Source organism: Actinomadura atramentaria DSM 43919, from assembly GCF_000381885.1.
GTDB classification, from domain to species: domain Bacteria; phylum Actinomycetota; class Actinomycetes; order Streptosporangiales; family Streptosporangiaceae; genus Spirillospora; species Spirillospora atramentaria.
Map to the genome: position 1 here is coordinate 66,569 of NZ_KB907227.1, position 24,834 is coordinate 91,402.

Consider the following 24,834-nt stretch of genomic DNA (forward strand, 5'->3'; position numbering starts at 1 on the left):
GCGCCTGAACGAACATCTCACCCGAATGATCTCCAAACGGGATGCATCGGATGGCAGGGTGGTGCCCGGCTGCTAAGGCGGGGACCACCCCGCCGTCAGGTGAGAGGGGCCTCGGGTGTCCTACGGACCGATGGCGGACGGGCGCGCGCCCGGCGGGATCGGCGTCGACGCGCTCCTGAGCGGGTCGGGCTGCCATCCGGGCGGGGTCGTCGCCGGGAAGGTCCGGCTGCGCGGCGACGCCGCCTGCGACGTCCGGCACGTCACGATCGCCCTCATGCCGCTCATGGCGGACGCGCGCGGCGGGTATACGGCCGGGCCCGAGGTCTACCGGGGCGCGCTCACGCGGGCGTTCCGGCTGGAGGCGGGCGCGGAGCGGGAGCTGGCGTTCTCGATTCCGCTGCCGTACGAGCTGCCGTTCACGACCGTCCTCGGGCGGGAGCTGCCGGGCTTCACCCTGGGGCTCCGCACCGAGGTCGACGTCGCGGACGGGGCCGACGCCCACGACGTCGACCCGATCTCGGTGGAGCCGCTGCGGTCGCAGCAGCACGTGCTCGCGGCGGTGTCCCGGCTGGGGTTCCGCATCGACTCGGTGGCGTTCGAGCGGGCCGCGCTGCCGGGCGTCACCCGGCATCTGCCGTTCCACCAGGAGATCGGGCTGACGCCGCCGGACGCGTTCCGGGGGCTGCTGGACCGGGTGGCGCTCTCGTTCGTCGCGAGCCCGCGCGCCGTCGTCTTCAAACTGCGCGCCGAGGGCCGGGACGCGCCGGACGACGCGTTCGGCGTCTTCGAGACGGGCCACGCCGAGGCGGCCGAGACGGACTGGCCGGCGCTCCTCCGCGACTGGCTGACCTCCGCGACCCGCCTTCCCCACTCCGCCGCCGCGCCTTCCCCGGGCGCCCCGACCCCGCCCCCGGACGGCCCGCCCGGCTACGGCGGCCCCGGCGCATACGGCCCACCGGACGGCCCCGGCGCTTACGGCGCGGCCGGCTACGGCGGCCCGAACGAATACGGCGGCGCTGGCAGCCCGAACGAGTACGGCGACCTTGGCAGCCCCGGCGGCCCGGCCGGCCTGCACGAATACGGCGGGCCGGGCGGCCCCGCCGAGCACGGCGCGGCCGGATACGGCCGGCCGGGTCAAGCCCCGGCCGCCCACGGTTCCCCGCCATACGGACCGGCCGGCTACGCCCCGGCGGAACACGGGCCGGCGGGCTACGCGGGCGCGCCCCCGCCGCTCCCCGCCGCCTTCGGCGGCCGCCACGGCGAACCCGGCCGCGCCGCCGGAGACCCCCCGCCCTTCGGCCCAGAAGCCGTCCCACCCCCGTTCCCCCCGCCCCCGCCGGGCGTTCCCGGCGACCCATCGTCCCTCCCACCCCCGCCCCCGGGCGTGCCGCCGCACGGCGCGATCCCCAGCGGCATGCCCGGCGTCACGCCCGGCGCCGCTCATGGCGCAGTGCCCGGCGGCCCGCTCCGTGCCGCGCACGGCGCGCTGCCCGGCGGGCCGCCCGGAGCTGCGCCCGGCGCCCTCCCCGGTGGGATGCCCGGTGGCCTGCCCGGCGCGGCGCACAGCGGGATGCCCGGGGCGGCGCGCGGTGGGCCGGCGTTCGGGGGGCCCGCGTCGCCGCCGCCGTTCCCCGGCCCTGGGGGTGCGCCCGTCGCACCGCCCGGTGGGGTGGGCGGTGCGCCTTATCCGCCGCCGGGCGGGCCGGCGGGCGGGTCGGCGGGGCGTGTGCCGCCGTTCGCGCCGCCGGGGCAGGCGCCGCCCGGGTTCCCGCCCGGCTACCCGCCGCCCGGGCCGCACCGCGCGCCGCACGCCGGGCCCGTCCCGCCGCCGCCGTACCCGCGCGCGGCACCGCCCGCGTACCCGCCGCCCGCGCCCGTCCCGCCGCCGTACCCGCCGGGCCGGTACGGCCACGCGCCCGCCCCGTACTACCCGCGCTACGGGCACCACGTGGGCCCCCACACGGGCGAGTGGATCGCGGCCGGGGTCGTCGGCGTGGCCGCCGCCGGGGTCGCCATCGGCGTCGCGGACGGCCTCGCGGACGCGCTCGGCGACCTGTTCGGCTGATCCCCCGGCCCGGCGAGCCGGGCGTTCCGGACGAGATGCACGTGTGTGTCGGCCGATCCCCCGCCGGATGGCTAGGGTCGGACGCAGCCCCGCCCCCGAGGAGCCACATGACGACCGTCATCCTGGTCCTGCTGTGCCTGGCCATCGCCGGACGCGAGATGTACCTCGCGTCCGACAAGCGCCTCCCCCGCGCACAGGAGGAACTGCGCAGACTGCGCAAACAGGTGACCGAGCTGGCCGCCCGCCAGGACGCGCTGGAGCGCGAGCCCGTCCCGACGGCGCTGCCCGAGCCGCCCCCGCCCGTCCCCGACGACCGGACCGCCGAGCGGCTCGACCGCCTGGAGGCCCGGGTCGACGCGGTCGCGGCGCGCCTCGACGGCCTCGACCTGGACCGCGACGCCCGGCACGCGCTGGCCCGCTCCCTGGACGCCGTCGAGCAGGACGTCGGCGAACTCCACCAGGAGATGCTGGAGCGGCTGGCCCGCCAGGAGGGCGTGGTGTCCGGGCTGCTGCTCAGCGAGGAGGGCGAGGCCGAGGCGCTGCTCGCGGAGCTGTACGAGCGGTGCGCCGCCGAGTACGGGCTGCGGGTGCGGGTCCGCGACCAGTACACGGCGCACGGCGCGGGCGGCGCGGCGTTCCACGGGACGTCCTACCACCTGTCGGGCCGCCGCCCCGAGGCGCTGGCGGACGAGCTGTTCGCGTTCGCGCGCGGCATGTACGACCCGCGCGACCCGTCCGCGCTGGCCGCGCTCCTCACCGAGCTCGCGCAGCTCCACGGCGGCGCGGTCGCCCGCATCGGCCCGTGGGCCGCCGTCCGCGCCCCCGGCGCGCTCCTGTGCGGCCTCCTGCCCGACGACGACGCCCGTCCCGTCCCCACCGAACCCTGGGAACTCGCCGCCCAACTGCGGGAACTCCCCGAAGACCAGCAGTGCGACCTGACCTGGCTGACCGCCGAGCCCTAGGCGGTGTTTCAAAGTACCGGCCCACGGCCCTCGCCTGGCGGCTCGGGCCTCACCGGGCCTGTGCGAGCGCGGCATCGCTTCGCGATCTGGACGGCGAAGCTCGCCTCCGGCGTCGCTTCACCGGACAGTCAACGCACTCGCGCTGTGGCTGAGGCACTCTGAGGCAGGCCCTGGCCGGGGAACGCGCCGAGACCCCCATCCCCTAGCAGGGCGGGGGCTCGCGGCCTTTCTAGAGGCGGACGAAGTGGGGCGAGGATTCCGGGTCGAGGGCGAAGGCGAGGAGGCAGCGGGGCGTCCGGGTCGCGTCCACCTCCAGGCAGACGCCCAGGCCGAGGCCCGGGTCGACGAGGACGACGCGGCGCAGGGCGCGCAGGGCGCCGCGGGTACGGGCGCGGCTCTCGGGCCGCTCCGCGTCGTGCAGCGTCGCGGTGACGACGCGGCCCGCGTGCCGCCACAGCGCCGGGGCGTCCAGGACGCGGTCCCCGGCGGCGGTGAGGTCCGCGACGATCACGACGCCGGTGTCGTCCTCGTCCCCGACCGCGCGGGCCGCCGCCGTCGCCTTCCCGCCGGGGGCCTGCGGGCCGCCCATCGCGCGGTGGTAGCGGAGCGGGTCGAGGGTGTCGATGACGAACGCGCCCGCGTACGGCCGGGACGCGCGCGCCCGGACGGCGGCGCGGTCGCCGCTCAGCGCCTCCCCGACGGGCCGGTGCGCGCTCAGGTCGAACACGAGCCCGGACTCGTCCGACCACGCGGGGACGCCGAGCGCCGCGCTCCCCGCCCGGTCGAGGCCGTCGATGGACGCGCGCAGTTCGTCGGTGCGGCACGACAGCGCGGACGCGATGCCCAGCCCCGGGAACGCGCCTTCGAGCACGGCGAGCAGCGCCTGCCAGGTCGCGCCGCCGACGAACTCGCCGATGAACGCGTCCACGTGCGCCCTGCGGCGGGCCGGTTCGGCGAGCGGCCCGGCGGGCGCGGCGGCGTGCCGCGGCTCGCGCGGCCGCGGGACGGCGGTCGGCCGCCACTCGGCCCGCCCGCGACGCGGCGGCACGGCCGACAGCCCGCCCCCGCCCCCCGCCGCGCGCCGCTCGGCCCGATGCCGGGCCCCGTGCTGCGGCCCGTGCTGCGGCCCGTGCTGCGGCCCGTGCTGGGGCCCGTGCCGGGGCTCGTGCCGGGGCTCGTACGCCGGTTCCCCGCGGGAGGGCTTGCCGAGATCGACCGGTTCCGACGCGGCCTCCGCCTTTCCCGTCGACGGCTGCCGAACCCAGTCGTCCGCCGTGCCCTCCCCCAACGGCGGAATGGCCGAAAGCTCAGGCGCATCGTCCGCCCACGGGTGGACGGCCGGAGGCTCCGGGGCGCCGTCCGCCAACGGTTGGACGGCCGAAGGTTCCGGCACCTCGTCCGCCCACGGTCGCACGGCCGAGGGTTCCGGAGCGTCGTCCGCAAGCGGTGCCCGCGTGTCTTTCGCCAGTGGTGGGGCGGGTGGTGGTTCGGGCGCGTTCTCGGCCGCGCGTGAAGCGGCCGGGGGCGTCGGCGTGTCCTCTGTGGACGAGGTCATGTTCGGAGGCTCGGACGCGGTGTCCGGCGACAGAGGACCAGCCGGGGACTCCGATGCGGTTTCCGTCAGCGACGGCTTGGTCGGCGGTTCGAACGCCTCGTCTACCGGCGGGGCGATCCGGGGTTTCGATGCGCTCTCCGTCAGCGGCGGGTTGGCCGAGAGGTCGGGTGCGTCGTCCGTCAAGGGCGGGACGGATGGCTCCGGCGCGCCCGCCGCCGTTGGGACGGCCGGACGCTCTGGCGTGCCCGGGGTGGCCGATGGCTCGGGCGTGTCCGTTGCCGAGGGTTTCGATGCGTCGTCCAGGTCGGCGGGAACGAGCGCGGGGTCGTCCCCTGCCGGGGTGAACGGTCCGTCGTCGGCGCGCGGGGCCGCCGCGTGGCGGGCCTCGCGGTTCCCGGGCGGGGTGCTGCCGGAGTCGAGTTCCTCCCAGTCGAGCGGGGCGCCGCCGCGTGCTTGGCGGCCGTCACCGAGGTCGTCGGGCTCGGTGTTGGCGAGGGCGTCGCCGCTGAGCGGGCTGCGTCCGGGGCCGACGCGTCCGGGGGCGGCGGGGCCGCCGGCGGGCGCGCGCGTGGGGCGGTCGCGGCCCAGCGCGGATGTGGTGGGTTCGTCCTGGTCGGGCGGGGCGCTCGTGCGGCTCGCGCGTGCGTCGTCCGACGTCTCGGGCTCGGCGCTGTCGAGGGGGTCGCCCGTTTCGCCGTCGCCGGGGGGCGCGGTCTCCTCGTCCTGCGCGCCCTGGTCGGGGGCGTCGCCGCTGCGCGGGCGGGACTCGGGGGTGAGGCGGAAGGGGGTCGTGCCCCATCGTTCGCGTCCGTCGCGCGGGCCTGCGTTCACGTCGTCCCCCTCTGCGGGCGCGGCGGGTGCGGGCCGCGCGGTCGGGTCCGCGGGTCCGGCCGCCGCGTCCCGTGCGCGCGGCGCGCCCCAGCCCGCGGGCGGGCCGCCGGACGGCGCGGTGCCGCCGGCGGGCCCATCATCGCGGGCGGCCGCGGGCGACGCGCCGGAAGCGGCCGATCCGCGCGCGGACGGCGGGGACCACGACGGCCCGGCCGCGGCCCGCGGCCGGTCGCCGGGCTCCGGCGGACGCGCCGCGGGCGGCGGCTCGACGGCCGGGTCGGGAACGCGGAACCCGTCCGGCACCGTGGTCCCGGCGAAACCCGGCCGCGTCCCGGCGGGCGGCGGGACGGGCGGCGTCCCGGGCAGCGGCGGCAGCGGCACCCGGTCCGCGGGCGGGACGTGCCGCCAGTCGGCGGGCGGCAGCGCCTGCTCCCGTCGCCCCCGCGCGTCCCCCGTCCCGGCACCGGAACCCGGCGCGGGCTGAGGACGCGGCGCGGAGCCCGGAACGGCCCCGGACGCGGGCCCGGAGCCGCCGCCCGGCGCGGGTCCGGAACGCGGCGCGGGACCGTGGTTCGTCCCGGGAGCAGATCCGGGGGCCGGTGCGGAACCGGACCGGGACGCGGGGCCGTGATCCGGCCCGGGAGCAGAGTTGGGGGCTGGTGCGGGACCGGGCCGGGGCGCGGGACCGTGGTTCGCCCCGGGAACGGAGCCGGGGGCCGGTGCGGAACCGGGCCGGGACCCGGGTTCGAATCCCGGGCCGGGTCCTGAACGCGGCCCCGGTCGCGGGTCGGACGTTGGCGCGGGGCCAGGCCGCTGCCCGGGCCCGCGCGGGGAGCCCGGCGCGGGTCCGGAACCGGTCCCCGTGTCCGGCGCGGATCGCGGATCGGACATTGGCGCGGCACCGGGGCCGGAACCCCAGGCGGGTCCGGGAGGAGATCCCTGCCCGGGTCCGGGCGCGAAGCCCGGCGCGGGCACGGGGCCGGACCCTGGCGCTGGTCCGCGCCGCGATCCCGCCGCAGGCCCCGACCCCGGCGGAGATCCCTGGCCTGGCACGGGCCCCGGACCAGCCCCAGGCGTTCGTCCAGGCGCGGTACCCGCTGCGGGGGCGAAAGCGGGCGCAGGGCCGGGCCCCGCCCCAGGCGGCCCCCCGGGTGCGGTTCCGGGACCCGCCGCGTGCCTGGGGCGGCGGGTGCGAGGCGGCGCGGCGTCCGGTACCGGGTCCGGCGGCGGGGCGGCGGCGCCGGGCGGGGGTTCCGGGGGCCGGTTCCGGGGGCGGCCGGCCACCCGCACGTCGCCCGGGTGCGGGACCGGCGGCTCGGGTGTGCGGTCGGGCTCGGCGGGCACGGCGGGCTCCTCGGGCTCGGGGTACGGGCTGTCCTGGGGACCGGGGCTCACGCCCCCGATCCTCCGCTGAGAGATCGGTGACGGGCAAGACGGAAAACAGGCCGCATATCCCTCGAATCACTCGATTCCGTGGGCCGGTGCCCCGAACAGGGCGGCGCACAGCGCGGCCGGTCCCGCCGGCCCGTCGTCGGCGGGCACGACGGCGAGGACGGGCGCCTCGTCCCCCGGCCGCGGCTCGTCCGGCCGGAGCCGCACCGCGACCGAGCGCCCCAGCGTCTCCCAGCCGCCGGACGCCGCGGCGACGTCCTGCAGCCCGACCGTCACGACCGCCGGGAGTGCGATCTCGTACGGCGCCGGGTCGGCCCCGGCGAGTTCGGCCAGCCAGAGGTCCAGGAGGCGGCGCGCGAGCCCGTTGAGGAACCGCCCCCACGGTTCGACGAGCTCGTTTGGAACGTTCTCGGTGCGGAGCTCGGGAAGGCCGAACCGCGCCAGGCCGCGCGTCGTGAACCAGTGCCCGTCCGCGCCCGGCGAGTGCGGGATCAGCATCCAGTCGGTGAGCCGGATGCCGCCGCGCGGGCCGGGCAGCGACCGCCGCAGCCCGGCCGGGTCCAGGACGCGCGGCGTGAAGACGTCCACGACCGTCCCGCCCGCGACGGCGGCGACGGCCCCCGCGACGGCCCGCGCCGCCCACTCGTGCGCGGGCGGCCAGCCCGGCCGGTACGCCGCGCGGACGGCGAGCAGGTGCGAGGCCCCGGCGATCCCCGCGGTCTCGGACGCCGCAGCCCCGTACGCCGCGAGCAGATCAACGGGCAGCGGCGGGAACTCGTCGGCGGGCCGCAGGTCCAGCGTGAGCATCGGACTGTCGAACACGCCGAGCACGAGTTCGCGCAGCGGCGCGTCGTAACCGTCGGCGATCTCCCGCCGGACGGCCGCCCGCAGCCCCGCGGGCGGTTCGCGGAGCGCGACGGCGTAGGTGGCCTGCAGCCGGTCGGCCACGGGCAGCGTCAAGGTCGCACCCAACGTCGGTCTCGCTCTCCGGCTCCGCCGCGGGTGCGGCGTCTCAGCGGTGATCCGTCCAGTACTGATCAGACCCGAAGGCGGCCGTGGAACGTACCTGTCGCGGGAGGAACATTCCCCTACTCGCACCGTTAGGGCGTCTCGGACGAGTCCCAACGCAAGCGCCCACACGGGTCAAAGAGCACGTTGCCCGGACAACCACCACGATCAACCGTCAAAACGATCTACCGGAATGAACCCAGCCACCGAGGCGTTCCACCCCAACGCCATATATCGTGTTGACGGAGGGCGAACGCCCTTGACCTCGCGTTTGTGACGGATACCACGCAACCTGTCCGCACCTGTGGCGCGTCTTACCTAGCGAGACCGCCACCGCGCGAGCGGAAACGCCTGATCGAGCGCGCCCGCGACGTCCCGCCCACGGGGTCGCCCGGCACCGCGATCCGCGCCCGGACCGGCCGGGCGGCAGACCCGGCGACGACGCCCGTCCGAACCCGACACGCCCCGGCCCGTTTGACCGGCCCCCTCTGCGGAACGCGATCCGGGAGGGACCGTCCGCCGGGCGGCGGATCTCACCACGAGGGGCGGCCAGCCCGCCCGAGCCCGCACCGCCACGGGCCCGCAACCGGCCTTTCGGGGCCACCGAAGCAGGGGGGAACGACCATGACCGCCGCACCCACGACCGCCACCACCGAACGCTACCTGCGCGACGTCATGCCGCTCGCGGACCCGCTGTACGCGAGCGCCGTCCGCATGACCCGCAACACCGCCGACGCCGAGGACCTCGTCCAGGAGACGCTGACCAAGGCCTTCACGAACTTCCACCAGTTCAAGGAGGGCACGAACCTCAAGGCGTGGCTCCACCGCATCCTGACGAACAACTTCATCAACACCTACCGCAAGAAGCAGCGCGAGCCGCAGCGCGCGGGCTCGGAGGAGCTGGAGGAGTGGCAGCTCGAACAGACCGAGGCCAGCTCCGCCGGTTTCCGGTCCGCCGAGCACGAGGCGCTGGCGCGCATCCCCGACGGCGACGTCGCGGCCGCCCTGCGCGCCCTGCCGCGCGACTTCCGCGACGCGGTCTACCTGGCCGACGTGGAGGGCTACCACTACAAGGAGATCGCGGCGATGATGGGCACGCCCATCGGGACCGTCATGTCCCGGCTGCACCGGGGCCGCAAGCAGCTCCGCGAGACGCTGGCCGAGCGCGACCACGTCCTCGCCGCCTGACCCCCGAAGCGGCCCCACGGAACGTCCCCCGGCCACTACGGTGAGCGAGAACCCGCCGGACAACCGCAGGGGGATCGCATGCCGCGCCTCGTCCACGCCGCCCTGACCGGGGCGGCCCTCGCCCTCCTCCCGGCGGTCCCCGCCGCCGCCGGCCCCGCCCCGGGCGCCGAGATCCGCCTGGCGGTCCGCCGCGTGGGCGGCCCCGTCATCCGCTCGGTCGTCCTGCGCTGCGACCCGCCGGGCGGCACCCACCCGAGAGCCGCCGACGCCTGCGCCGACCTCGCCGAGCGCGGCGGACGCCCGGAGAACGCGGTGAGCCGGGGCTTCTGCACGATGCTGTTCGCGCCGGTCGTCGCGGAGGCGGCGGGCCGGTACCGGGGCCTCGACGTCCGGTTCCGGAAGGAATACGCCAACGCGTGTGTGATGCGCTCCAGGACGGGAACGCTGTTCGCGTTCTGACCCGGCGGCCGCGAGCGGGCGGCGGCGTACGCCGAGTGAGGAGACGCCGAAAGGTACACGGGGATGACACGCAAAGTGGGCGAGGTCATGACATCCGGCCCGTGCGCGCTGCCGCTGGACGCCACCCTCTACGACGCGGCGCGCGTCATGCGCGACGAGGGCATCGGGGACGTCCTGGTCACGTACGCGGGCCGGCTGTGCGGAATGGTCACCGACCGGGACATCGTGATCCGCGCGGTCGCCGAGAGCCGGGACAGCTCCGTCACCCCCCTGGGGGACGTCTGCACCGCCGACCTCGCCACGATCACCGTCGAGGACGACACCGGCGAGGCGCTCCGGCTGATGCGCGAGCGCGCCGTGCGGCGGCTGCCGGTGGTGGACGAGGCGCAGCGGCCCGTGGGGATCGTCACGATGGGCGACCTCGCCGAGCCCGGCGACGGCGTGCTCGCGCCGCTCGCCGACCTGCACCGCGCCCCGCCCGATCTCTAGCGGTGAACTGAGGGGTACCGGCACGCCCCGACTGCGGCTACCGTCGAAGCCGTGCCGCCCACCACCGGGTCCGCCGCCGGACCGCCCGACACCGCTCCCGACGCCGTCCTCACCGACCGGCTCGCCGTGGAGATCGCGCGCCTGGGGATCGTCGGCGAGTCCTCCGACGTTGGAACGCTGCACCGCGTGACCGACCTCGCGCACCGCGCCGTCCCCGGCTGCGCGGGCGCGTCCGGCGTCCGCTGGGCGCTCCCCCACGGGCCCGACGAGCGGCCCGAGCCGCTGGCGTCCGCCGCCAGCCACCCCGACCTGGCCGCCGCCGTGGACCGCCAGCTCGCGCGCGGCCGCGGCCCGCTGTTCGACGTCGTGGCCGAGCGGCGGCCCGTCGGCGCCGACGACGTCCTCGCCGAGGCCCGCTGGCCGGAGGCGATGGCGGACCTGCTGCGCGTCGGCGTCCGCTGCTTCTCCACCACGCCGCACCGGATGGCGCCGGTGCTGGTCACGCTGACGCTGTTCGGCGTCCGGCCGAAGGCGCTCGGCTCGGGCCGGGGCGGGCTCGCGGCGCTGCTCGCCGCGCAGGGCAGCGCGGCGCTGTCGAACTCCCAGCAGTACGGGGACGTCCACCGCACGGCCGTGCAGCTCCAGGAGGCCGTCGAGTCCCGCGCCGTCGTCGACCAGGCCAAGGGCATCCTGATGCACGCCCTCGGCTGCGACGCCGACGAGGCGTTCATCGAGATGCGCAGGATTTCGCAGAACCGGCGTGTGAAACTCACCGCTCTCGCACAGCGCATCGTGGGCGATCAGGGGCTTCGCTGAGCCGGTCATCACGGACCTTGCCGTCGCACCGCGCCCACCGGAATAAGCTTCGCGAGACGGTTCGGTGAACCCCGACGTCCCGTCCCCGCGCGTGGTTCGATCCGCGTCCGCGCCCGATGCCCTCCGGAGCAGCCCGATGTCCGATGAACTCGATCCCGGAGCGGTGCTCCGGGAGGTCGCCGGGCTCGGCGAGCGGGTCGCGGAGCTGCGCCGCGCGGCGGCGATGCCCGCCGCCGACCCGCGGGCGGCGCTGGACGCCGCCCTCGCCGAACTGGAACTGGCCGTCGAGGCGCTGCAGGCCGCGGGCGCGGAGCGCGCCGCCGTCGGGAACGGCGCGGGCGCGGGCGACACCGAGCGCCGCGTGCTGCGGACCGTCTTCCAGGACGCGCCCGTCCCGCTGTTCCTGCTCGACCGCGACAGCGGCGTGCGGCGCGTGAACCGGCAGGCCGCGACGCTGCTCGGCACGTCGCCCGGGTACGTGTCCGGCAAGCAGTTCACCTCGTTCTGCGACCTGGCGACGCGCGGCCCGCTGCGGTCCCAGCTCGCCGCGGTCGTCCGGACGGGCCGCCGCTACCGCGTCCGCGTCCGGTTCCTCGGCGGCGACCGGCCGGTGGACGCCGTCGTGACGCTCGCGCGCGTGTGGATCGCGGGCGAGCCCGACCCGATGGTCATGGCCGTCGCCGGCCCGACGTCCACGCCGACCGGCGACGAGGCCGCCGCCGAGGAGCGCCCCGCCGTCCGCGACGACGAGGCCGTCGCCGCGATCAGCCACCGGATGGACGTCCTCGCCGCCGTCGGCGAGATGCTGCTGGACGAGCCGGTGTTCAACGAGACCGTCGCGGTGCGCCGCTGCGCGCGGCTCCTCGCCGCCGAGCTGGCGGACTGGGCGTTCATCGACCTGGCCGCCGCGGGTCCGGGCGCGCGGCTGGGCGACCTGCGCCGCCAGGTCGTCGTCGGCCCCGCCGAGGACGAGCACGCGCAGGAGTCCGTCCGCGTCCTGGAGTCCCTGCCGCCCGGCCCGCTGCCGAGCACGGTCTTCGCGACGCAGCAGGCCGCGCTGCGCCCCCACGTCGAGGACCTCGGCCTGCTCGGCGCGGACGACGCGGGCCAGCCGGTGTGCGGCCGGATCGGCGCGACGACCGTCCTCGCCGTCCCGATCGAGGACGGCGACCGCTGCCTCGGCACGATCACCCTCGCGGGCGGCGGCGAGAGCGGCCCGTTCGACCTGCACGACCTCGCCGTCGTCGGCCGGATCGGGCGGCAGCTCGCGCTCGTCATCCGCGCGTCCCGGCTGTACCGCAGGCGCGCCGAGGTCGCCGACAGCCTCCAGGCGAGCCTGCTGCCGAAGAGCCTCCCGGCCATCCCCGGCGTGGAGCTGGCCGCGCGGTACCTGACGGCGACGCACGGCGCGGAGGTCGGCGGCGACTTCTACGACGTGTTCCGGCTCGGCCGCGGCTGGGGGCTGGTCCTCGGCGACGTGTGCGGCAAGGGCGAGGACGCGGCGGCCGTCACCGCGTCGGCGCGGCACGGCGTCCGGCTCGCCGCGCGCTGGCACGACGACCCGGCGGAGGTCCTGGCGAAGGTCAACGCGGCGCTGCTGGACGAGGACCGGTTCGTCACGGCCGTCCTCGCGGGCCTGGAGGTCCGCGACGACCGGGTCGTGGCGACGCTCGGCATCGCCGGGCACCCCCCGGCGATCGTCGTCCGCGCGGACGGGGTGATCCGGTCGGCGTCGCACGGCGGCGTCCCGCTCGGCCTGTTCGAGGACTTCACCGCCGGGCACGACACCGTCGAGCTGTTCCCCGGCGACACGCTGTTCCTGCACTCGGACGGCGTCCTGGACGCGTGCGACGCCGCGCGCGCCGAGTTCGGCCGGGAACGGCTGCTGGAGACGCTCGCCGGGGTCGCGGGCCAGCCGCTCGGCGCGCTGACCGACGCGGTGGAGCGCGCCCTCCAGGAGTTCTGCGACGGCGACCTGCGCGACGACGTGTCGATGCTCGCGCTGCGCGTATCGCCGCCCGAGCCCCTGTAAAGCACGTCCGGCCCGCCGCGCATTGCGACGGGCCGGGACGGGACGGGTCAGTAGGCGCGGCCGAACAGCACCCGCTTGCCGTACGCGGACGGCCGCCCGCACTTCACGCACGCGCCGGACTCCTCGGGCGCGTCCAGCGGGATGCACCGGGGCGTCGCCGCGGTCTCGGCCTTGATCTCGTCCTCGCAGGCGGCGGCGCCGCAGTGGAACGCCCGCGCCCAGCCGCCCGAGACCTGCGCGGCGAACGCGTCCCACGCGTCGACGGTCGCGGTGTGCTCCTCGCGGAACGCCTCCGCGCGGGCCAGCAGGAACGCCTGGAACTCGGCGAGGACGCCGGGCAGCAGCTCGGGCAGCTTGTCGAGCGGGATCTGCTCCTTGCCCTGGCCCTCGACCGTCGGCAGACGGCGCGCGAGCGTCGCGACCCCGGCCTCGATGTCGCGCATCCCGAGCTCGATGCGGACCGGGACGCCGCGCATCTCCCACTCGTTGAACTTGTAGCCCGGCGACAGGTTCGGCCGGTTGTCGTCCACGTGGACGCGGACGCCGGTCGCCTTGATCGCCGCGCCGAGCCGCCGCGCCTCGGCGGCGGCCTGCTCGCCCTGCTCCTTGCGGCCGATCGGGACGATCACGACCTGGTACGGCGCGAGGCGGGGCGGCAGGACCAGGCCCTTGTCGTCGCCGTGCGTCATGATCACGCCGCCGATCATGCGGGTGCTCATGCCCCAGGACGTGGTGTGGGCGAGCGTGAGCTTCTCGTCCTCGTCCTGGTACTGGATCTCGAACGCCTTCGCGAAGTTCGTCCCGAGGTAGTGGCTCGTTCCGGCCTGGAGCGCGCGGCCGTCCCGCATCATCGTCTCGATCGTGTACGTGCGGACCGCCCCGGCGAACCGCTCGCCCGGCGTCTTCTCGCCCGGCACGACCGGCATCGCGGCCAGCTCCCGCGCGACGCTCGCGTACGCGTCCAGCGCCCACATCGTCTCGCGCATCGCGTCGGCCTCGTCGACGTGCGCGGTGTGGCCCTCCTGCCAGAGGAACTCGGTCGTCCGCAGGAACATGCGGGGCCGCATCTCCCACCGGACGACGTTCGCCCACTGGTTCAGCAGCAGCGGCAGGTCGCGGTGCGAGTCGACCCACTTGGCCATGTACTCGCCGATGACGGTCTCCGACGTCGGCCGGACGACCAGCGGCTCCTCCAGCTCCTTGCCGCCCGCGATGGTGACGACGGCCAGCTCCGGCGAGAACCCCTCGACGTGCTCGGCCTCCCGCTTGAGGTAGGACTCCGGGATGAACATCGGGAAGCAGGCGTTGTCGTGCCCCGCCTCCTTGATGCGCCGGTCCAGGTCGGCCTGGAGCAGCTCCCACACCCGGTACCCGTACGGCCGGATGACCATCGTGCCCCGCACCGGCCCCCGGTCGACGAGCTGCGACTTGATGACCAGCTCGTTGTACCAGGCGGAGAAATCCTCGCTCTGCGGCGTCACACCTTCTCGACTCACACGGAAGAGGGTATCTGCTGCGGGAAGTCGCGGTTTCCGGTCAAGGTGGGATCTCCGGAGCGACCGAGAACTCGGCCGGAACCGGACGGCACCGGCGATCCGCCACCCACCCGTGGCGCACATCGACCACCCCAGCCCCAACGTTCAGTAATCAATCGATAACGATATGCTATCATCGTCCGTGTGATCGTCATGCAGGCGTTCCGCTACGCCCTCGACGTCACCCCGTCGCAGGAGCGTCGGCTGCTGCGTCATGCAGGAGCCGCCCGAGCCGCCTACAACTGGGGTCTCGCACACGTGCGGGCCAACCTCGCCCAACGGGAGGCCGAGCGCACGTACGGGCTGCCCGAGGATGCATTGACACCGGCGACCTCGTGGTCGATGTACGCGCTGCGCAAGGAATGGAACAAGGCCAAGCACCGGGTCGCGCCCTGGTGGGCGGAGTGCTCGAAGGAGGCGTACGCCTCGGGGCTGACCCAACTGGCCGCCGCCCTGGCGAACTGGTCGCGGTCCCGGCACGGCGACCGCGCCGGGCGCCGAGTCGAATTTCCCAGATTCAAAGCGAAACGGCGCGCGGTGCCCTCGGTTCGTTTCACGACGGGTGCGATCCGATTGGAGGACGGCCGACACCATGTCACCCTTCCCGTGGTCGGCACGCTGCGGACGCACGAGTCGACGCGGAAACTCCACCGCCGCATCGCCGCCGGCACCGGACGCATCCTGTCGGCCACGGTACGACGCGAAACCGGACGATGGTTCGTGTCCTTCACCTGCGAAGTCGATCGCGCGGTCCGCGTTCCGGCGCGACCTGCGGCGATCATCGGCGTCGACCTCGGAGTGAAGAAACTTGCCGTCTTCTCCGACGACCGGCCTGACGTGGAGAACACGCGGCGGCTGAAGAAGTCGGCACGTCGACTGCGCATCGCGTCGCGAAGAGCGTCACGGCGGCAGGGGCCCGACAGGCGCGCAGGCAGGGCTCCTTCCGCGCGTTGGCGGCGAGCGGACGCCTCCCGCGCCCGCCTCCACCGACGGACGGCGTTTCAACGGAAAGACGCGATCCACAAACTCACCACTTCACTCGCTCGCGAATACGGCGTGATCGTGATCGAGGACCTCAACGTGGCCGGGATGCTCCGCAACCGCAGACTCTCCGCGGCCCTGTCCGACGCCGCCTTCGGCGAAATACGCCGACAACTCGCCTACAAGACCGCGTGGAACGGCGGACGTCTGATAATCGCAGATCGGTGGTACCCGAGCAGTAAGACCTGCTCGGCGTGCGGCGTGGTGAAACCCAAGCTACCGCTGCACATCCGGACGTTTACCTGTGATTCCTGCGGCCTGGTACTGGACCGGGATCGCAATGCCGCGCTCAATCTAGCGGCTTTGGCGAAACACGTCATCGCCGGGAGTGGCCCGGAGATGGAAAACGGGCGTGGAGCCGCCGTCAGACCCGGCCGAGCCGGGCAGGTGGCAGAGAAGCGCCAATCCCGCACCGGCCGACGCCGGATCAGACGGGAATCTTCGCCCGACAACGGGCGAATCGCCGATATCGAGAAGTAATCCGGCGAACGGTACTCACTCCCGGCACGTCGGTGGTGAGGCGCGGTGGACCGCGTTAGCCTTCGCGAATGCGCTGGTCCCAGTTGTTCGTGCCCACCCTCCGGGAGGACCCCGCCGAGGCCGAGGCGCCCGGCCACCGGCTGCTGCTGCGGGCCGGGTTCGTCCGGCGGCTCGCGGCGGGGCACTACTCGCTGCTGCCGCTCGCGGTCCGCGTCCGCGCGCGGATCATCGGGATCGTCCGGGAGGAGATGGCGGCGGTCGGGGCGCAGGAGATGCTGCTGCCCGAGCTGCACCCGGCGGACCCGTGGCGGCGGTCGGGGCGGTGGGACGCGATCGGCGCGGAGATGTTCCGGCTGCGGGACCGCCGCGGCGCGGACCTCGCGCTCGGCATGACGCACGAGGAGATCTTCACGCTCGTCGCCGCCGAGCTGGGCAGCTACCGGCGGCTGCCGCAGCAGTGGTACCAGTTCCAGACGAAGTTCCGGGACGAGCCGCGGCCCCGCGGCGGGCTGCTGCGCACCCGCGAGTTCACGATGAAGGACGCCTATTCCTTCGATCTGGACGAAGCCGGGCTGGACGCGTCCTACACCGCCTACCGCGAGGCGTACGAGCGGATCTTCGCGCGGCTCGGCATCCCGGCGGTCCCGGTGGACGCGTCGTCGGGCGCGATGGGCGGCGCGGACTCCACCGAGTTCATGGTGCCCGCCGCGATCGGCGAGGACGTGGTGATCCGCTGCGCGTGCGGGTACGCGGCGAACGTCGAGAAGGCCGTCTCCGCGCTGGCGGCCGTCGCGGACGAGCCCGGCCCGGACGCGCCCGAGCGGTTCCCGACGCCGGACGTCCGCACCATCGACGACCTCGCGCGCGACCACGCCGCGCCCGCCGACCGGCAGGTCAAGACGCTGGTGTACGTCCTGGACGGCGCGGTCACGCTCGTCCTGCTGCGCGGCGACCACCCGCTGAACGAGCAGAAGCTCGCGGACGCCACCGGCGCGGCCGCGCTGCGGGCGGCGACGGCCGAGGAGATCCGCGAAGCGCTCGGGGCGTCGCCGGGCAGCCTCGGCGCGGTCGGCGTCGCGCTGCCCGTCGTCGCGGACACCGCGCTGCGCGGCCGCCGCTCGATGTTCACCGGGGCGAACGAGGACGGCGTCCACCTGCGCGGCGTGGACGTCGCCCGCGACATCGCCGTCACCACCTGGGCGGACGTCCGGGAGGTCGCCGCCGGCGAGCCGTGCGCGCGCTGCGGGTCGCCGCTGGCGGCCGAGAACGCGATCGAGGTCGGGCACATCTTCAAGCTCGGTGACCGGTACGCGGCGGCGCTGGACGCGACGGTCCTGGACCCGTCCGGCGCGCGCCGCCCGCTGCAGATGGGCAGTTACGGCATCGGGATCGAGCGGGCCCTCGGCGTCCTCGCGGAACTGCACCACGACGACCGGGGCCTGCTGTGGCCGCGCGCCGTCGCGCCGTTCGCGGTGGCGGTCGTCCCCGCCCAGTCCGACGACCCGGACGTCGCCGCCGCCGCCGAGCGGATCTACGTGGACCTGCGCGCGGCGGACGTCGACGCGGTCCTCGACGACCGGCCGGAGCGCCCCGGCGTCAAGTTCCGCGACATGGAGCTGACGGGCATCCCGTTCCGCGTCACGGTCGGCCGCCGGGCGCTGGCGGAATCGGCGGCGGAGTTCACCACCCGCGCGACATCCGAAACGACCCTGGTCCCGCTCCCGGACGTCGTCGCCCACACCGTGCGCGCCACGAACGGCTAGCCCTCGACCGCGAGCACGACCGGCCGCCGTGCGTCCAGGAACAACTTCGCCCGGGCCTGCCGCCCGAGCCCGGCGGTGCTGGAGTCCTTGACCTCGTCGTCCCGCAGGTGGACGGTCGCGTCGGGGAACGCCACGAGCCATCCGCCGCCGTCGGGCAGCCGGGTGACGGTGAAGCGCCGCGGATCGCGCTCGGCCGTGCCGAACGCCCGCAGCGCACCCTCGACCTCGCCGGGTGTCGCTCCGCCGACCGGCACGACGGTCCCGTGCCGCAGGAACGCCCGTCCCACCCCCGGCCCGCCCGCCGCGCGCCGCGCCGCGTCGGGGACGGTCGGCGCGGGCGTCATCGGGCGCAGCGCGTCGGTGCCCCGCTCGCGCCGCCGGCGCAGCAGGGCCTGCACGAGGCTCACGGCGCCGAAGACGAACCACACCCGCAGGACCCAGCCGAGGAACTCCTTCATGAGCGGCCGCTGGTAGTCCACCTGGACGAGCAGCGGCAGCGACGGCGTCTCGTCGCACTCGATCGCGACGTAGGCGTCCGCGTCCGGCCGGAACGCGCCGACCCACCGGTACCCGGTCGGCCCGCCGTCGCGGTCGCCGAACGCGGGGTCGAGGCGGAGGTGCTTCACCTTCCCGTCCGACGCGGCGGAGAAGCAGTCCTGCGGGTGGGGAACGCCTTCCCGGACCCAGAGCCGGTAGCGGTAGCCCGCGCCGATGTCGAGGGTCGGGCGCGGGTCCGCCTTGCCGGAGTCCGTCGAGACGGCGCCGGTCGTCGGCGGGCCGGACAGCGCGCCGGTGGCCAGCAGCACCAGTCCGAAGACGGCCCAGGCCGCGAGGATGGCGAGCGGAATGGCGAGAATACCGGCCGATGTCCGACGTGATCGCTGATACCGAAAAGAGATGTTTCCTACCACCCGCCGATCGTATGATGCCCCGGACCGAAACGGGAGATCATCATGGAATACACGCGGACCGAAATCGACGGCGTCCCGGTCTTCTGGGGAGACGGGGGCGACGAGTACCGCGTCGCGCTGATCTTCCGGGTCGGCCACGCCGACGAGACCCTGGCTCGCAGCGGTGTGACGCACCTGATCGAGCACCTGGCGCTGCACGAGGTGTCCGACGGCGAACACCGCTGCAACGGCATGGTCGACGCGGTGCTGACCCAATTCGTCATGACGGGCTCGGCGTCGGACACCGCGCGATTCCTCGGTTCGGTGTGCGAAGCGCTCGGCGACCTTCCGATGGACCGCCTGGAGACCGAGAAGACGATTCTCCGCACCGAGGACGCGGCCCGTTCCCCGAACGCCGCCGCGCGGATGCTCGGCTGGCGGTACGGCGCGGCGTCGTACGGGCTCGCCGCGTTCACCGGTCTCGGGCTCGGCGCGCTCGCGCCCGCCGACCTGCGGGACTGGGCCGCGCGCTGGTTCACCCGCGACAACGCCGTCCTGGTGGTGCTCGGCGGCCCGCCGCCGGACGGCCTGCGGCTGCCGCTGCCGCCCGGCGAGCGGCGGCCGCTGCCCGCCGCGCGCGACGTGCTGGAGCACGCGCCCGCCTACTTCCACGCCGGCGTGGGCGGCGTCGCGGTGTCCGGCGTCGTGCCGCGCTCCCCGGCGGGCGTCCTCTACGAGACCGTCCTGGACCGGCGGCTGCGCCGGGTGCTGCGCCGCGACGGCGGCGTCAGCTACACGATCGAGGTCGAGTACGCGCCGCGCGACGCCGCCGCCGCGCACGTCGCCGCGTACGCCGACGGGCTGCGCGAGTCGCAGGAGAAGCTGATCGCGCTGTTCCTCGGCGAACTCGACCGGATCGCGACCGAGCCGCCCGACGACGCGGAGCTGGCCGAGGCCGTCGCGGCGTGGCGGACGCGGCTGGACACCCCGGACGCGCGCGCGGCCCGCCCCGCCTCCGCCGCCGTCAGCGAGCTGATGGGCACCCCGATCCGCACCCTCGACGAGACGCTCGACGAGTACGCGGCCGTGAAGCCGGAGGACGTGCGGGCGATCGGCCGGGCGCTGTTCGACTCGGCGCTGCTGATGCTGCCCGGGGACCGCGAGCCGGGCGACGGGCGGTTCTCGTACGCCGACCCGGCCGGGCGCGCCGTCGCGGGCCGCGTGCTGCCGCACGTCGAGGACAAGATGCAGCACCTGGTCATCGGCGCGGACGGCGTGACGCGGCTGCAGGGGACGACGATCGTCACGGTCCCGTTCGCGTCGGTCGCGGCTGTCCTGGCGTGGCCGGACGGGGCGCGGCAGCTCATCGGCGCGGACGCGACCGTCGTGGCCGTCGAGCCGAACCGGTGGGCCGGCGGCGAGTCGCTGGCCGACGAGATCGACCGGGCCGTCCCCGCCGAGCTGATCGTCCCGATGCCCGAGCGCGCGGCGGACGTCGTCCCGGCCCGGCCGGACGGCCCGCCGCCGGAGCTGCCCGCGCCGCGGCCGGACCGGCCGCCGTCGCCGCTCGCGCGCGTCCTGCGGCGGGCGCCGCGCGCGCTCCCGCCCGCGTGGACGCACGCCGAGCTGGCCCGGACGCTGCCCGCCGTCCGGCGCGGCGACCTGCGCGCGGCGCTGGGGCTGCTCGCCGCGACGCGCGCCGACGCCGAGGTCCGCGCGCTCGCCGCCGACCGGCTGGCCAACGCCGCGATCGGCCGCGGCGACGCGCTGGAGGCGATGACGGCGGACGCCCCCGACGACCCGGACCTCCACCTGCTGCTCGGCGCGGTGCGGATCGCGGAGGGCTGGTCGATCCGCAGCGCGTACCGGGCGAAGTACGTGAGCGACGACCAGTTCGCGGGCCTGTTCCGCCACCTGCTGACGGCGGGTCCGCCGCTGTACCGCGCGGCCGAGCTCCTTCCGGCCGACCCGACGCCGTGGGTCCAGCTCCAGTCCCACGCGCTCGGCCTCCAGCTCGGCCGCGACGAGTCCGACCGCCTCTGGACGGAACTCGTCGCCCGCGCCCCGGGCCTGTACGCCGGGCACTGGCGGCGCGCGCAGGTCCTGTGCGCCAAGTGGCAGGGCTCGAACGCCGAGGTCCTCGCCTTCGGCGTGGACGCGGCCGGGCGCGCCGAACCCGGCGACCCGCTCGCCGCGATGCTCCCGATCGCCCACCTGGAGAACTGCGAAGATCCGTTCGAGTACATGGCGTCGCCGGAGGTCCACGCGGAACTGTGCGCGGCGTCGGACCGGCTGCTGTCCGCCGAGTCCGGCCATCTGCGCGCGGTCGAGGCCCACCACCTCTTCGGCGGCGCGCTCTACTTCGCCGGTGACTGGAAGCGCGCCCACGAGCACCTGCGCCGGACGGGCCGCACCGAACCCCCCGACCTCGCCTGGGCCTACCGTGCCTTCCCCGAACGCCGCTACCTGAAGGCCCGCCGCGAAGTGGCCAAGAACTGACCGACGCCCCACCGACGCCATCCACCGTGAGGCGAAACGGCCAACACGATCCGGGAAGGGATAGCGGTAAGCCTGGTGCCGCCATCTCCGCCCTGCGCGGCGACGGTCGGCAAAGTGGGCGGAAGCGGGGCGGGCCGCTGATTTCGGGGTGCCCGGGGGGTTGGGTGGGGCGGGCGGTCGAGGGACGTGTTCGTGCTGGTCGGGGGAGCTTCGCGGGGTGGCGGGGCGGGCATCAGGACGCGTGGGCACGAGCAGCACCTGACGGGCGGATGCCGGCCGGCGGATCCGGTCGACGCGGGCGAAGCCCCCATCCGTCCGCGACCGTGCCCGAACGGAGCACAGGAGAATGAAGCGATCAATCGCAGTCGCCGCCGTCGCGGCGGCGGTCCTCGGCGGCGGGCTCGTCTCGGCGTCCGCGGCCACGGCGTCCCCGGCGTCCGGTACGCCCGGCGTCCTCTCGGCGTCCGCGCCGAGGCCGCGGCACTACGCGTACGGCAAGGTGACGTCCTCGACGCTGGACATCCGCAGCAGGCCCACGACGCACTCGCGGAAGCTCGGCTACTACAAGCGGGGCCAGAAGCTCGAACTCGAGTGCTGGGTGCCCGGGGAGAAGATCCACCGCGACGCCACCTGGTACAAGCTCGGGCCGCACAACGAGAACTTCAGCGGCGTCGGCTACGTCGCCGGCCACTACGTGAAGCTCCTCACCCAGCGTCCCGACCGCTGTCGCTGACCCGTCCGCCCGGTCCCCCGTCGGGGACCGGGCGAACCCGCGTCGCGGGACCGCCGCGACGCACCCCCCGAACCGCCCCGCCGAACGCGCACCGCACCGAGCCGCGCGCGCCGGCCGGCCTCCCGTGGTCGCCGTCTCGGATCATGCGTGGGACTGTCAGGAATCCAGGCCCGCCAGAAGTGCGGTGATGCGGCTCCAGGCTTCCGCCGCCGCGGCGGGGGCGTAGGACGGACGGGCGTCGCAGAAGAAGCCGTGCGGCGCGTCCGGGAGGACCACGGCCTCGTGATCCGGGCCGGAGGCGGCCAGCGCCGCGATGATGCGGTCGCGTTCCTCCGCGCGGAGGATTTCGTCCGCCCCGCCGAACAGGACGAGCGCCCGCCCCTTGATCGCCGGCAGCGACGCGAGCGTCGGGGTTCCGGCGTTCAGCGGCAGCGTCGGGTCCGTCAGGAAGCTCGGGTAGAGCGCCGCCACCGCCGCCAGGTCGAGGCGGGCGGCGGCGAGGAGCGCCAGGTGCCCGCCGACGCTGAAGCCGAGCATCCCCGCGCGGTCCGTCGTGTCGGGGCGGGCGCGCAGGGCGGCGAGCGTCGCGGCGGCGTCCGCGACGACGCCGTCGCGGGTGAGGCGGCGCAGCAGCGCGAACCCCCGCGCGCGACCCGCGTCGCCGTAGGGCAGGGCGGCGCGCGGCTCGGCGCGGTGGTGGAAGTCGGGCGCGGCCGCGACGTACCCGAGGGACGCGACGCGCCGGACGACGTCCCGGATGTGCTCGTCCGCCCCGAACAGCTCCGGCGCGACGAGCACGCTCGGGAACGGTCCAACCCCGGCGGGCCGGGCGACGAAGACGTCCAGCGGCCCGTCCGGCCCGGCCACCGGCGTCCAGCCGCCGAGCAGGTCCGACACCGCCTCCGCCACGCCTCGCGCCGACGCCGGGTTCTGCCCGGTGACGAGCCGCCCGTCCCGCACGACGTGCGCGGCGAACGCGTCGGCGGCGACGTGCTCGGCCCCGAGCGCGCGCAGCCGCCCCGCGAGCGGGAACGGGACGACGTCGGCGAGCCCCACGGCCGCCTCCTCGGCGTCGGTGAAGGCCGCGACCCGCCGCCCCGCGACGAACGGCGTCCCGTCGCGGCGCGTCGCGCCGACGAGCGCCGCCGGCCCGTGGCACACCGCCGCCACGACGCCGCCCCGTTCGTCCACCGCCCGGATCAGCGCGCCGACCGCCGGGTCGCCGGGGAAGTCCCACATCGTCCCGTGCCCGCCCGCGAAGAACACGGCGTCGTACCGCGCGGCGTCCACGTCCGCAACGCGCGGCGTCGCGGCGAGCGCGGCGCGGACCCGCCCGTCGTCGAGGAACCGCCGCTGCACGGGATCGGCGCGGTCCTCCCCGTCGCGCGGCGGCGCGCCGCCCGCGACGCTCGCGAGGTCCACCGCGTGCCCGGCGGCGGTCAGGACGTCCCACGGCTCGGCGGCCTCCGACACGTAGAACCCGGTCGGCCGCCCCGTGTCCCCGAGGACGCCGTGGCTGGTGAGGACGATCAGCACTCGCTTCGGCATGGCCGACAGTCTGCGCCCGGCGCCCCATAGAGATCCAATAGCGCGAAGCCGACCTTGCCATAGGAAACCTGATATCCAGACGGCATGCCCGTCTCGTTCGACCTGCTCCGCACGTTCCTCGCCGTCCACCGCGCCGGATCGGTCACGCGCGCCGCCGAACTGCTCCAGCTCTCCCAGCCCACGGTGACCGCCCAGATCAAGGCGCTCGAACGCGCCCTGGACCGCCCGCTGTTCGAGCGGCGGCCGCGCGGCATGGCGCCGACCGCCGCCGCCGACCGCCTCGCCCGCCGCGTCGCGGGCCCGCTGGACGCGCTGGAGGAGTTCGTCGGCGACGACACGGGCGCGGACGCGTTCGCGCGCGCCGTCCACCTCGGCGGCCCCGCCGAGCTGGTCGCCGCGCGGGTGCTGCCCTGCCTGGCCCCGCTGGTCCGCGACGGCCTGCAGCTCCGCGTCGCGCTGGGCCTGCCCGGCGACCTGGCCGCCGCGCTCACCGACGGCCGCCTGGACCTGGCCGTCTCGACGGTCCGCCCGCGCCAGGCCGGGCTCCACGCCGAACCGCTGTGCGACGAGGAGTTCGTCCTGGTCGCCGCCCCGCCCTGCGCGGACGCCGACGTGGACCGCGCACCCCTCGTCGCGTACGCCGAGAACCTGCCGATCCTGCGCCGCTACTGGCGGACGGTCTTCGGCAGGCGCCTCACCCGCGCGCCCGCGCTCGTCGTCCCGGACCTGCGCGGCGTGCTCGCGGCCGTCGCGGCGGGCGCGGGCGTGACCGTCCTCCCCCGCTACCTGTGCGCGGCCGACCTCGCGGCGGGACGACTGCGCGTGCTGCGCGAACCGGAGCTGCCGCCGATCAACACGCTGTACCTGGTGAGCCGCGCGGGGACCGTCCACCCCGCCGCCGCGACGGTGCGCGACCGCCTCCGGCGCGCGGGCCGCACCTGGTCGTAACCCGCGAACGGCGACAAACCGGGGTACCCGGCGGGCCACCGGCCCCCGACCCGCCGCGACAGGTGTTCGTCCTGGTCGCGGGCAGCGTCGCGGCGCGCCGCGCCGGGCATCAGAAGGGCGCGATCGACCCGGCGGCGCGGCCGCGCCCGCCGTCCGCCCCGCGCGGACGGCCCGGCCGCCGCCGGACGGCCGCGCCCGCCCCGTCCCGGCCGCGCACGCCGGGACGCGCCGCACACCCGAGGGAGAACCCGCCATGAAGCGTCCGCTCGCCGTGACCGCAGCGACCGGCCTGCTGCTCACCGCAGGACCGCTGCTCGCCCCCGCCGACGCCGCACCGGCCCGCGCCGCGCGCTACGCGTACGGCCGCGTCACCGCGTCCACGCTGGAGATCCGCTCCCGGCCCACGTCCAAGTCGCCGTCCAAGGACCACTACGTGCGGGGGTTCCAGCTCGAGATCGAGTGCTGGACGCCCGGCGAGAGCGTCGGCGGCAACACGACCTGGTACAAGCTCGGCCCGGACAACCGCAACTTCACCCAGCCCGGATACGTCGCGGCGCGCTACGTCGAACTGCTCACCAACGGCCCGGCCCGCTGCTGAGC

At 75.9% G+C, this 24,834-nt stretch carries 18 protein-coding genes; 13 read left to right on the plus strand and 5 right to left on the minus strand.

What is annotated here, in order from left to right; genetic code table 11:
* Window positions 1–115: 115 nt before the first annotated feature.
* Complete coding sequence (locus tag G339_RS40130) at window positions 116–2,065, plus strand: sporulation protein (protein WP_157408124.1); 1,950 nt, start codon at window positions 116–118, stop codon at window positions 2,063–2,065.
* Window positions 2,066–2,172: 107 nt separating this feature from the next.
* Window positions 2,173–3,027 carry a hypothetical protein gene (locus G339_RS0131020; protein ID WP_019634962.1) on the plus strand — a complete coding sequence of 285 codons (855 nt, stop codon included), beginning with the start codon at window positions 2,173–2,175 and terminating at the stop codon, window positions 3,025–3,027.
* Between the two features lie 229 nt (window positions 3,028–3,256).
* Here the strand turns inward: G339_RS0131020 and G339_RS0131025 are convergent, their stop codons facing one another.
* A complete protein-coding gene (locus G339_RS0131025; protein WP_026341938.1) occupies window positions 3,257–5,794 on the minus strand; it encodes a hypothetical protein in 2,538 nt (845 codons plus the stop codon).
* Window positions 5,795–6,874: 1,080 nt separating this feature from the next.
* Window positions 6,875–7,765 (minus strand): hypothetical protein, encoded by an 891-nt coding sequence (locus G339_RS35960; protein WP_019634963.1) that lies wholly within the window; start codon window positions 7,763–7,765, stop codon window positions 6,875–6,877.
* A 672-nt stretch (window positions 7,766–8,437) separates the two neighbouring features.
* Here G339_RS35960 and G339_RS0131035 point away from each other — a divergent pair.
* From G339_RS0131035 to G339_RS0131055, 5 genes are all read left to right on the plus strand, one after another.
* Window positions 8,438–9,001 (plus strand): sigma-70 family RNA polymerase sigma factor, encoded by a 564-nt coding sequence (locus tag G339_RS0131035; protein WP_019634964.1) that lies wholly within the window; start codon window positions 8,438–8,440, stop codon window positions 8,999–9,001.
* A 78-nt stretch (window positions 9,002–9,079) separates the two neighbouring features.
* Window positions 9,080–9,460: an SSI family serine proteinase inhibitor gene (locus G339_RS0131040; RefSeq protein WP_019634965.1), complete on the plus strand. Its 381-nt coding sequence runs from the start codon at window positions 9,080–9,082 to the stop codon at window positions 9,458–9,460.
* 63 nt (window positions 9,461–9,523) lie between these two features.
* Window positions 9,524–9,949 (plus strand): CBS domain-containing protein, encoded by a 426-nt coding sequence (locus G339_RS0131045; RefSeq protein ID WP_026341939.1) that lies wholly within the window; start codon window positions 9,524–9,526, stop codon window positions 9,947–9,949.
* Between the two features lie 51 nt (window positions 9,950–10,000).
* Window positions 10,001–10,765, plus strand: coding sequence for an ANTAR domain-containing response regulator (locus tag G339_RS0131050; protein ID WP_019634967.1), 765 nt, complete (start codon window positions 10,001–10,003; stop codon window positions 10,763–10,765).
* Between the two features lie 136 nt (window positions 10,766–10,901).
* Window positions 10,902–12,797, plus strand: a complete 1,896-nt coding sequence (locus G339_RS0131055) for a SpoIIE family protein phosphatase (RefSeq protein WP_026341940.1) — start codon at window positions 10,902–10,904, stop codon at window positions 12,795–12,797.
* Between the two features lie 47 nt (window positions 12,798–12,844).
* Here the strand turns inward: G339_RS0131055 and proS are convergent, their stop codons facing one another.
* Window positions 12,845–14,293 carry a proline--tRNA ligase gene (proS, locus tag G339_RS0131060; RefSeq protein WP_240489949.1) on the minus strand — a complete coding sequence of 483 codons (1,449 nt, stop codon included), beginning with the start codon at window positions 14,291–14,293 and terminating at the stop codon, window positions 12,845–12,847.
* Window positions 14,294–14,485: 192 nt separating this feature from the next.
* Between proS and tnpB the strand changes: the two genes are divergently transcribed.
* Together tnpB and G339_RS0131070 are read left to right on the plus strand one after the other, a co-directional pair.
* Window positions 14,486–15,853 carry an IS607 family element RNA-guided endonuclease TnpB gene (gene tnpB / locus G339_RS38320; protein WP_240489953.1) on the plus strand — a complete coding sequence of 456 codons (1,368 nt, stop codon included), beginning with the start codon at window positions 14,486–14,488 and terminating at the stop codon, window positions 15,851–15,853.
* 68 nt (window positions 15,854–15,921) lie between these two features.
* Entirely contained in the window at window positions 15,922–17,616 is a 1,695-nt protein-coding gene (locus tag G339_RS0131070) for a proline--tRNA ligase (RefSeq protein WP_019634970.1), read from the plus strand.
* Here G339_RS0131070 and G339_RS0131075 read toward each other — a convergent pair.
* On the minus strand, window positions 17,613–18,422 hold the full coding sequence (locus G339_RS0131075; protein ID WP_019634971.1) for a hypothetical protein: 810 nt from the start codon (window positions 18,420–18,422) through the stop codon (window positions 17,613–17,615). The genes G339_RS0131070 and G339_RS0131075 overlap by 4 nt on opposite strands.
* A gap of 147 nt (window positions 18,423–18,569) precedes the next feature.
* Here G339_RS0131075 and G339_RS37265 point away from each other — a divergent pair, with 147 nt between their 5' ends.
* On the plus strand, window positions 18,570–21,005 hold the full coding sequence (locus tag G339_RS37265) for a hypothetical protein (RefSeq protein ID WP_019634972.1): 2,436 nt from the start codon (window positions 18,570–18,572) through the stop codon (window positions 21,003–21,005).
* A 346-nt stretch (window positions 21,006–21,351) separates the two neighbouring features.
* Window positions 21,352–21,738 (plus strand): SH3 domain-containing protein, encoded by a 387-nt coding sequence (locus tag G339_RS0131085; protein WP_019634973.1) that lies wholly within the window; start codon window positions 21,352–21,354, stop codon window positions 21,736–21,738.
* A gap of 156 nt (window positions 21,739–21,894) precedes the next feature.
* Here G339_RS0131085 and G339_RS38325 read toward each other — a convergent pair whose 3' ends face one another.
* Window positions 21,895–23,286, minus strand: a complete 1,392-nt coding sequence (locus G339_RS38325) for a dienelactone hydrolase family protein (RefSeq protein ID WP_084693529.1) — start codon at window positions 23,284–23,286, stop codon at window positions 21,895–21,897.
* 84 nt (window positions 23,287–23,370) lie between these two features.
* On the opposite strand from G339_RS38325, the gene G339_RS0131095 reads away from it, so the two are divergent.
* Both G339_RS0131095 and G339_RS0131105 read left to right on the plus strand, forming a co-directional pair.
* Window positions 23,371–24,234 (plus strand): LysR family transcriptional regulator, encoded by an 864-nt coding sequence (locus G339_RS0131095; RefSeq protein WP_019634975.1) that lies wholly within the window; start codon window positions 23,371–23,373, stop codon window positions 24,232–24,234.
* Window positions 24,235–24,487: 253 nt separating this feature from the next.
* Window positions 24,488–24,832: a hypothetical protein gene (locus G339_RS0131105; protein ID WP_019634977.1), complete on the plus strand. Its 345-nt coding sequence runs from the start codon at window positions 24,488–24,490 to the stop codon at window positions 24,830–24,832.
* The last annotated feature ends 2 nt before the right edge of the window (window positions 24,833–24,834 follow it).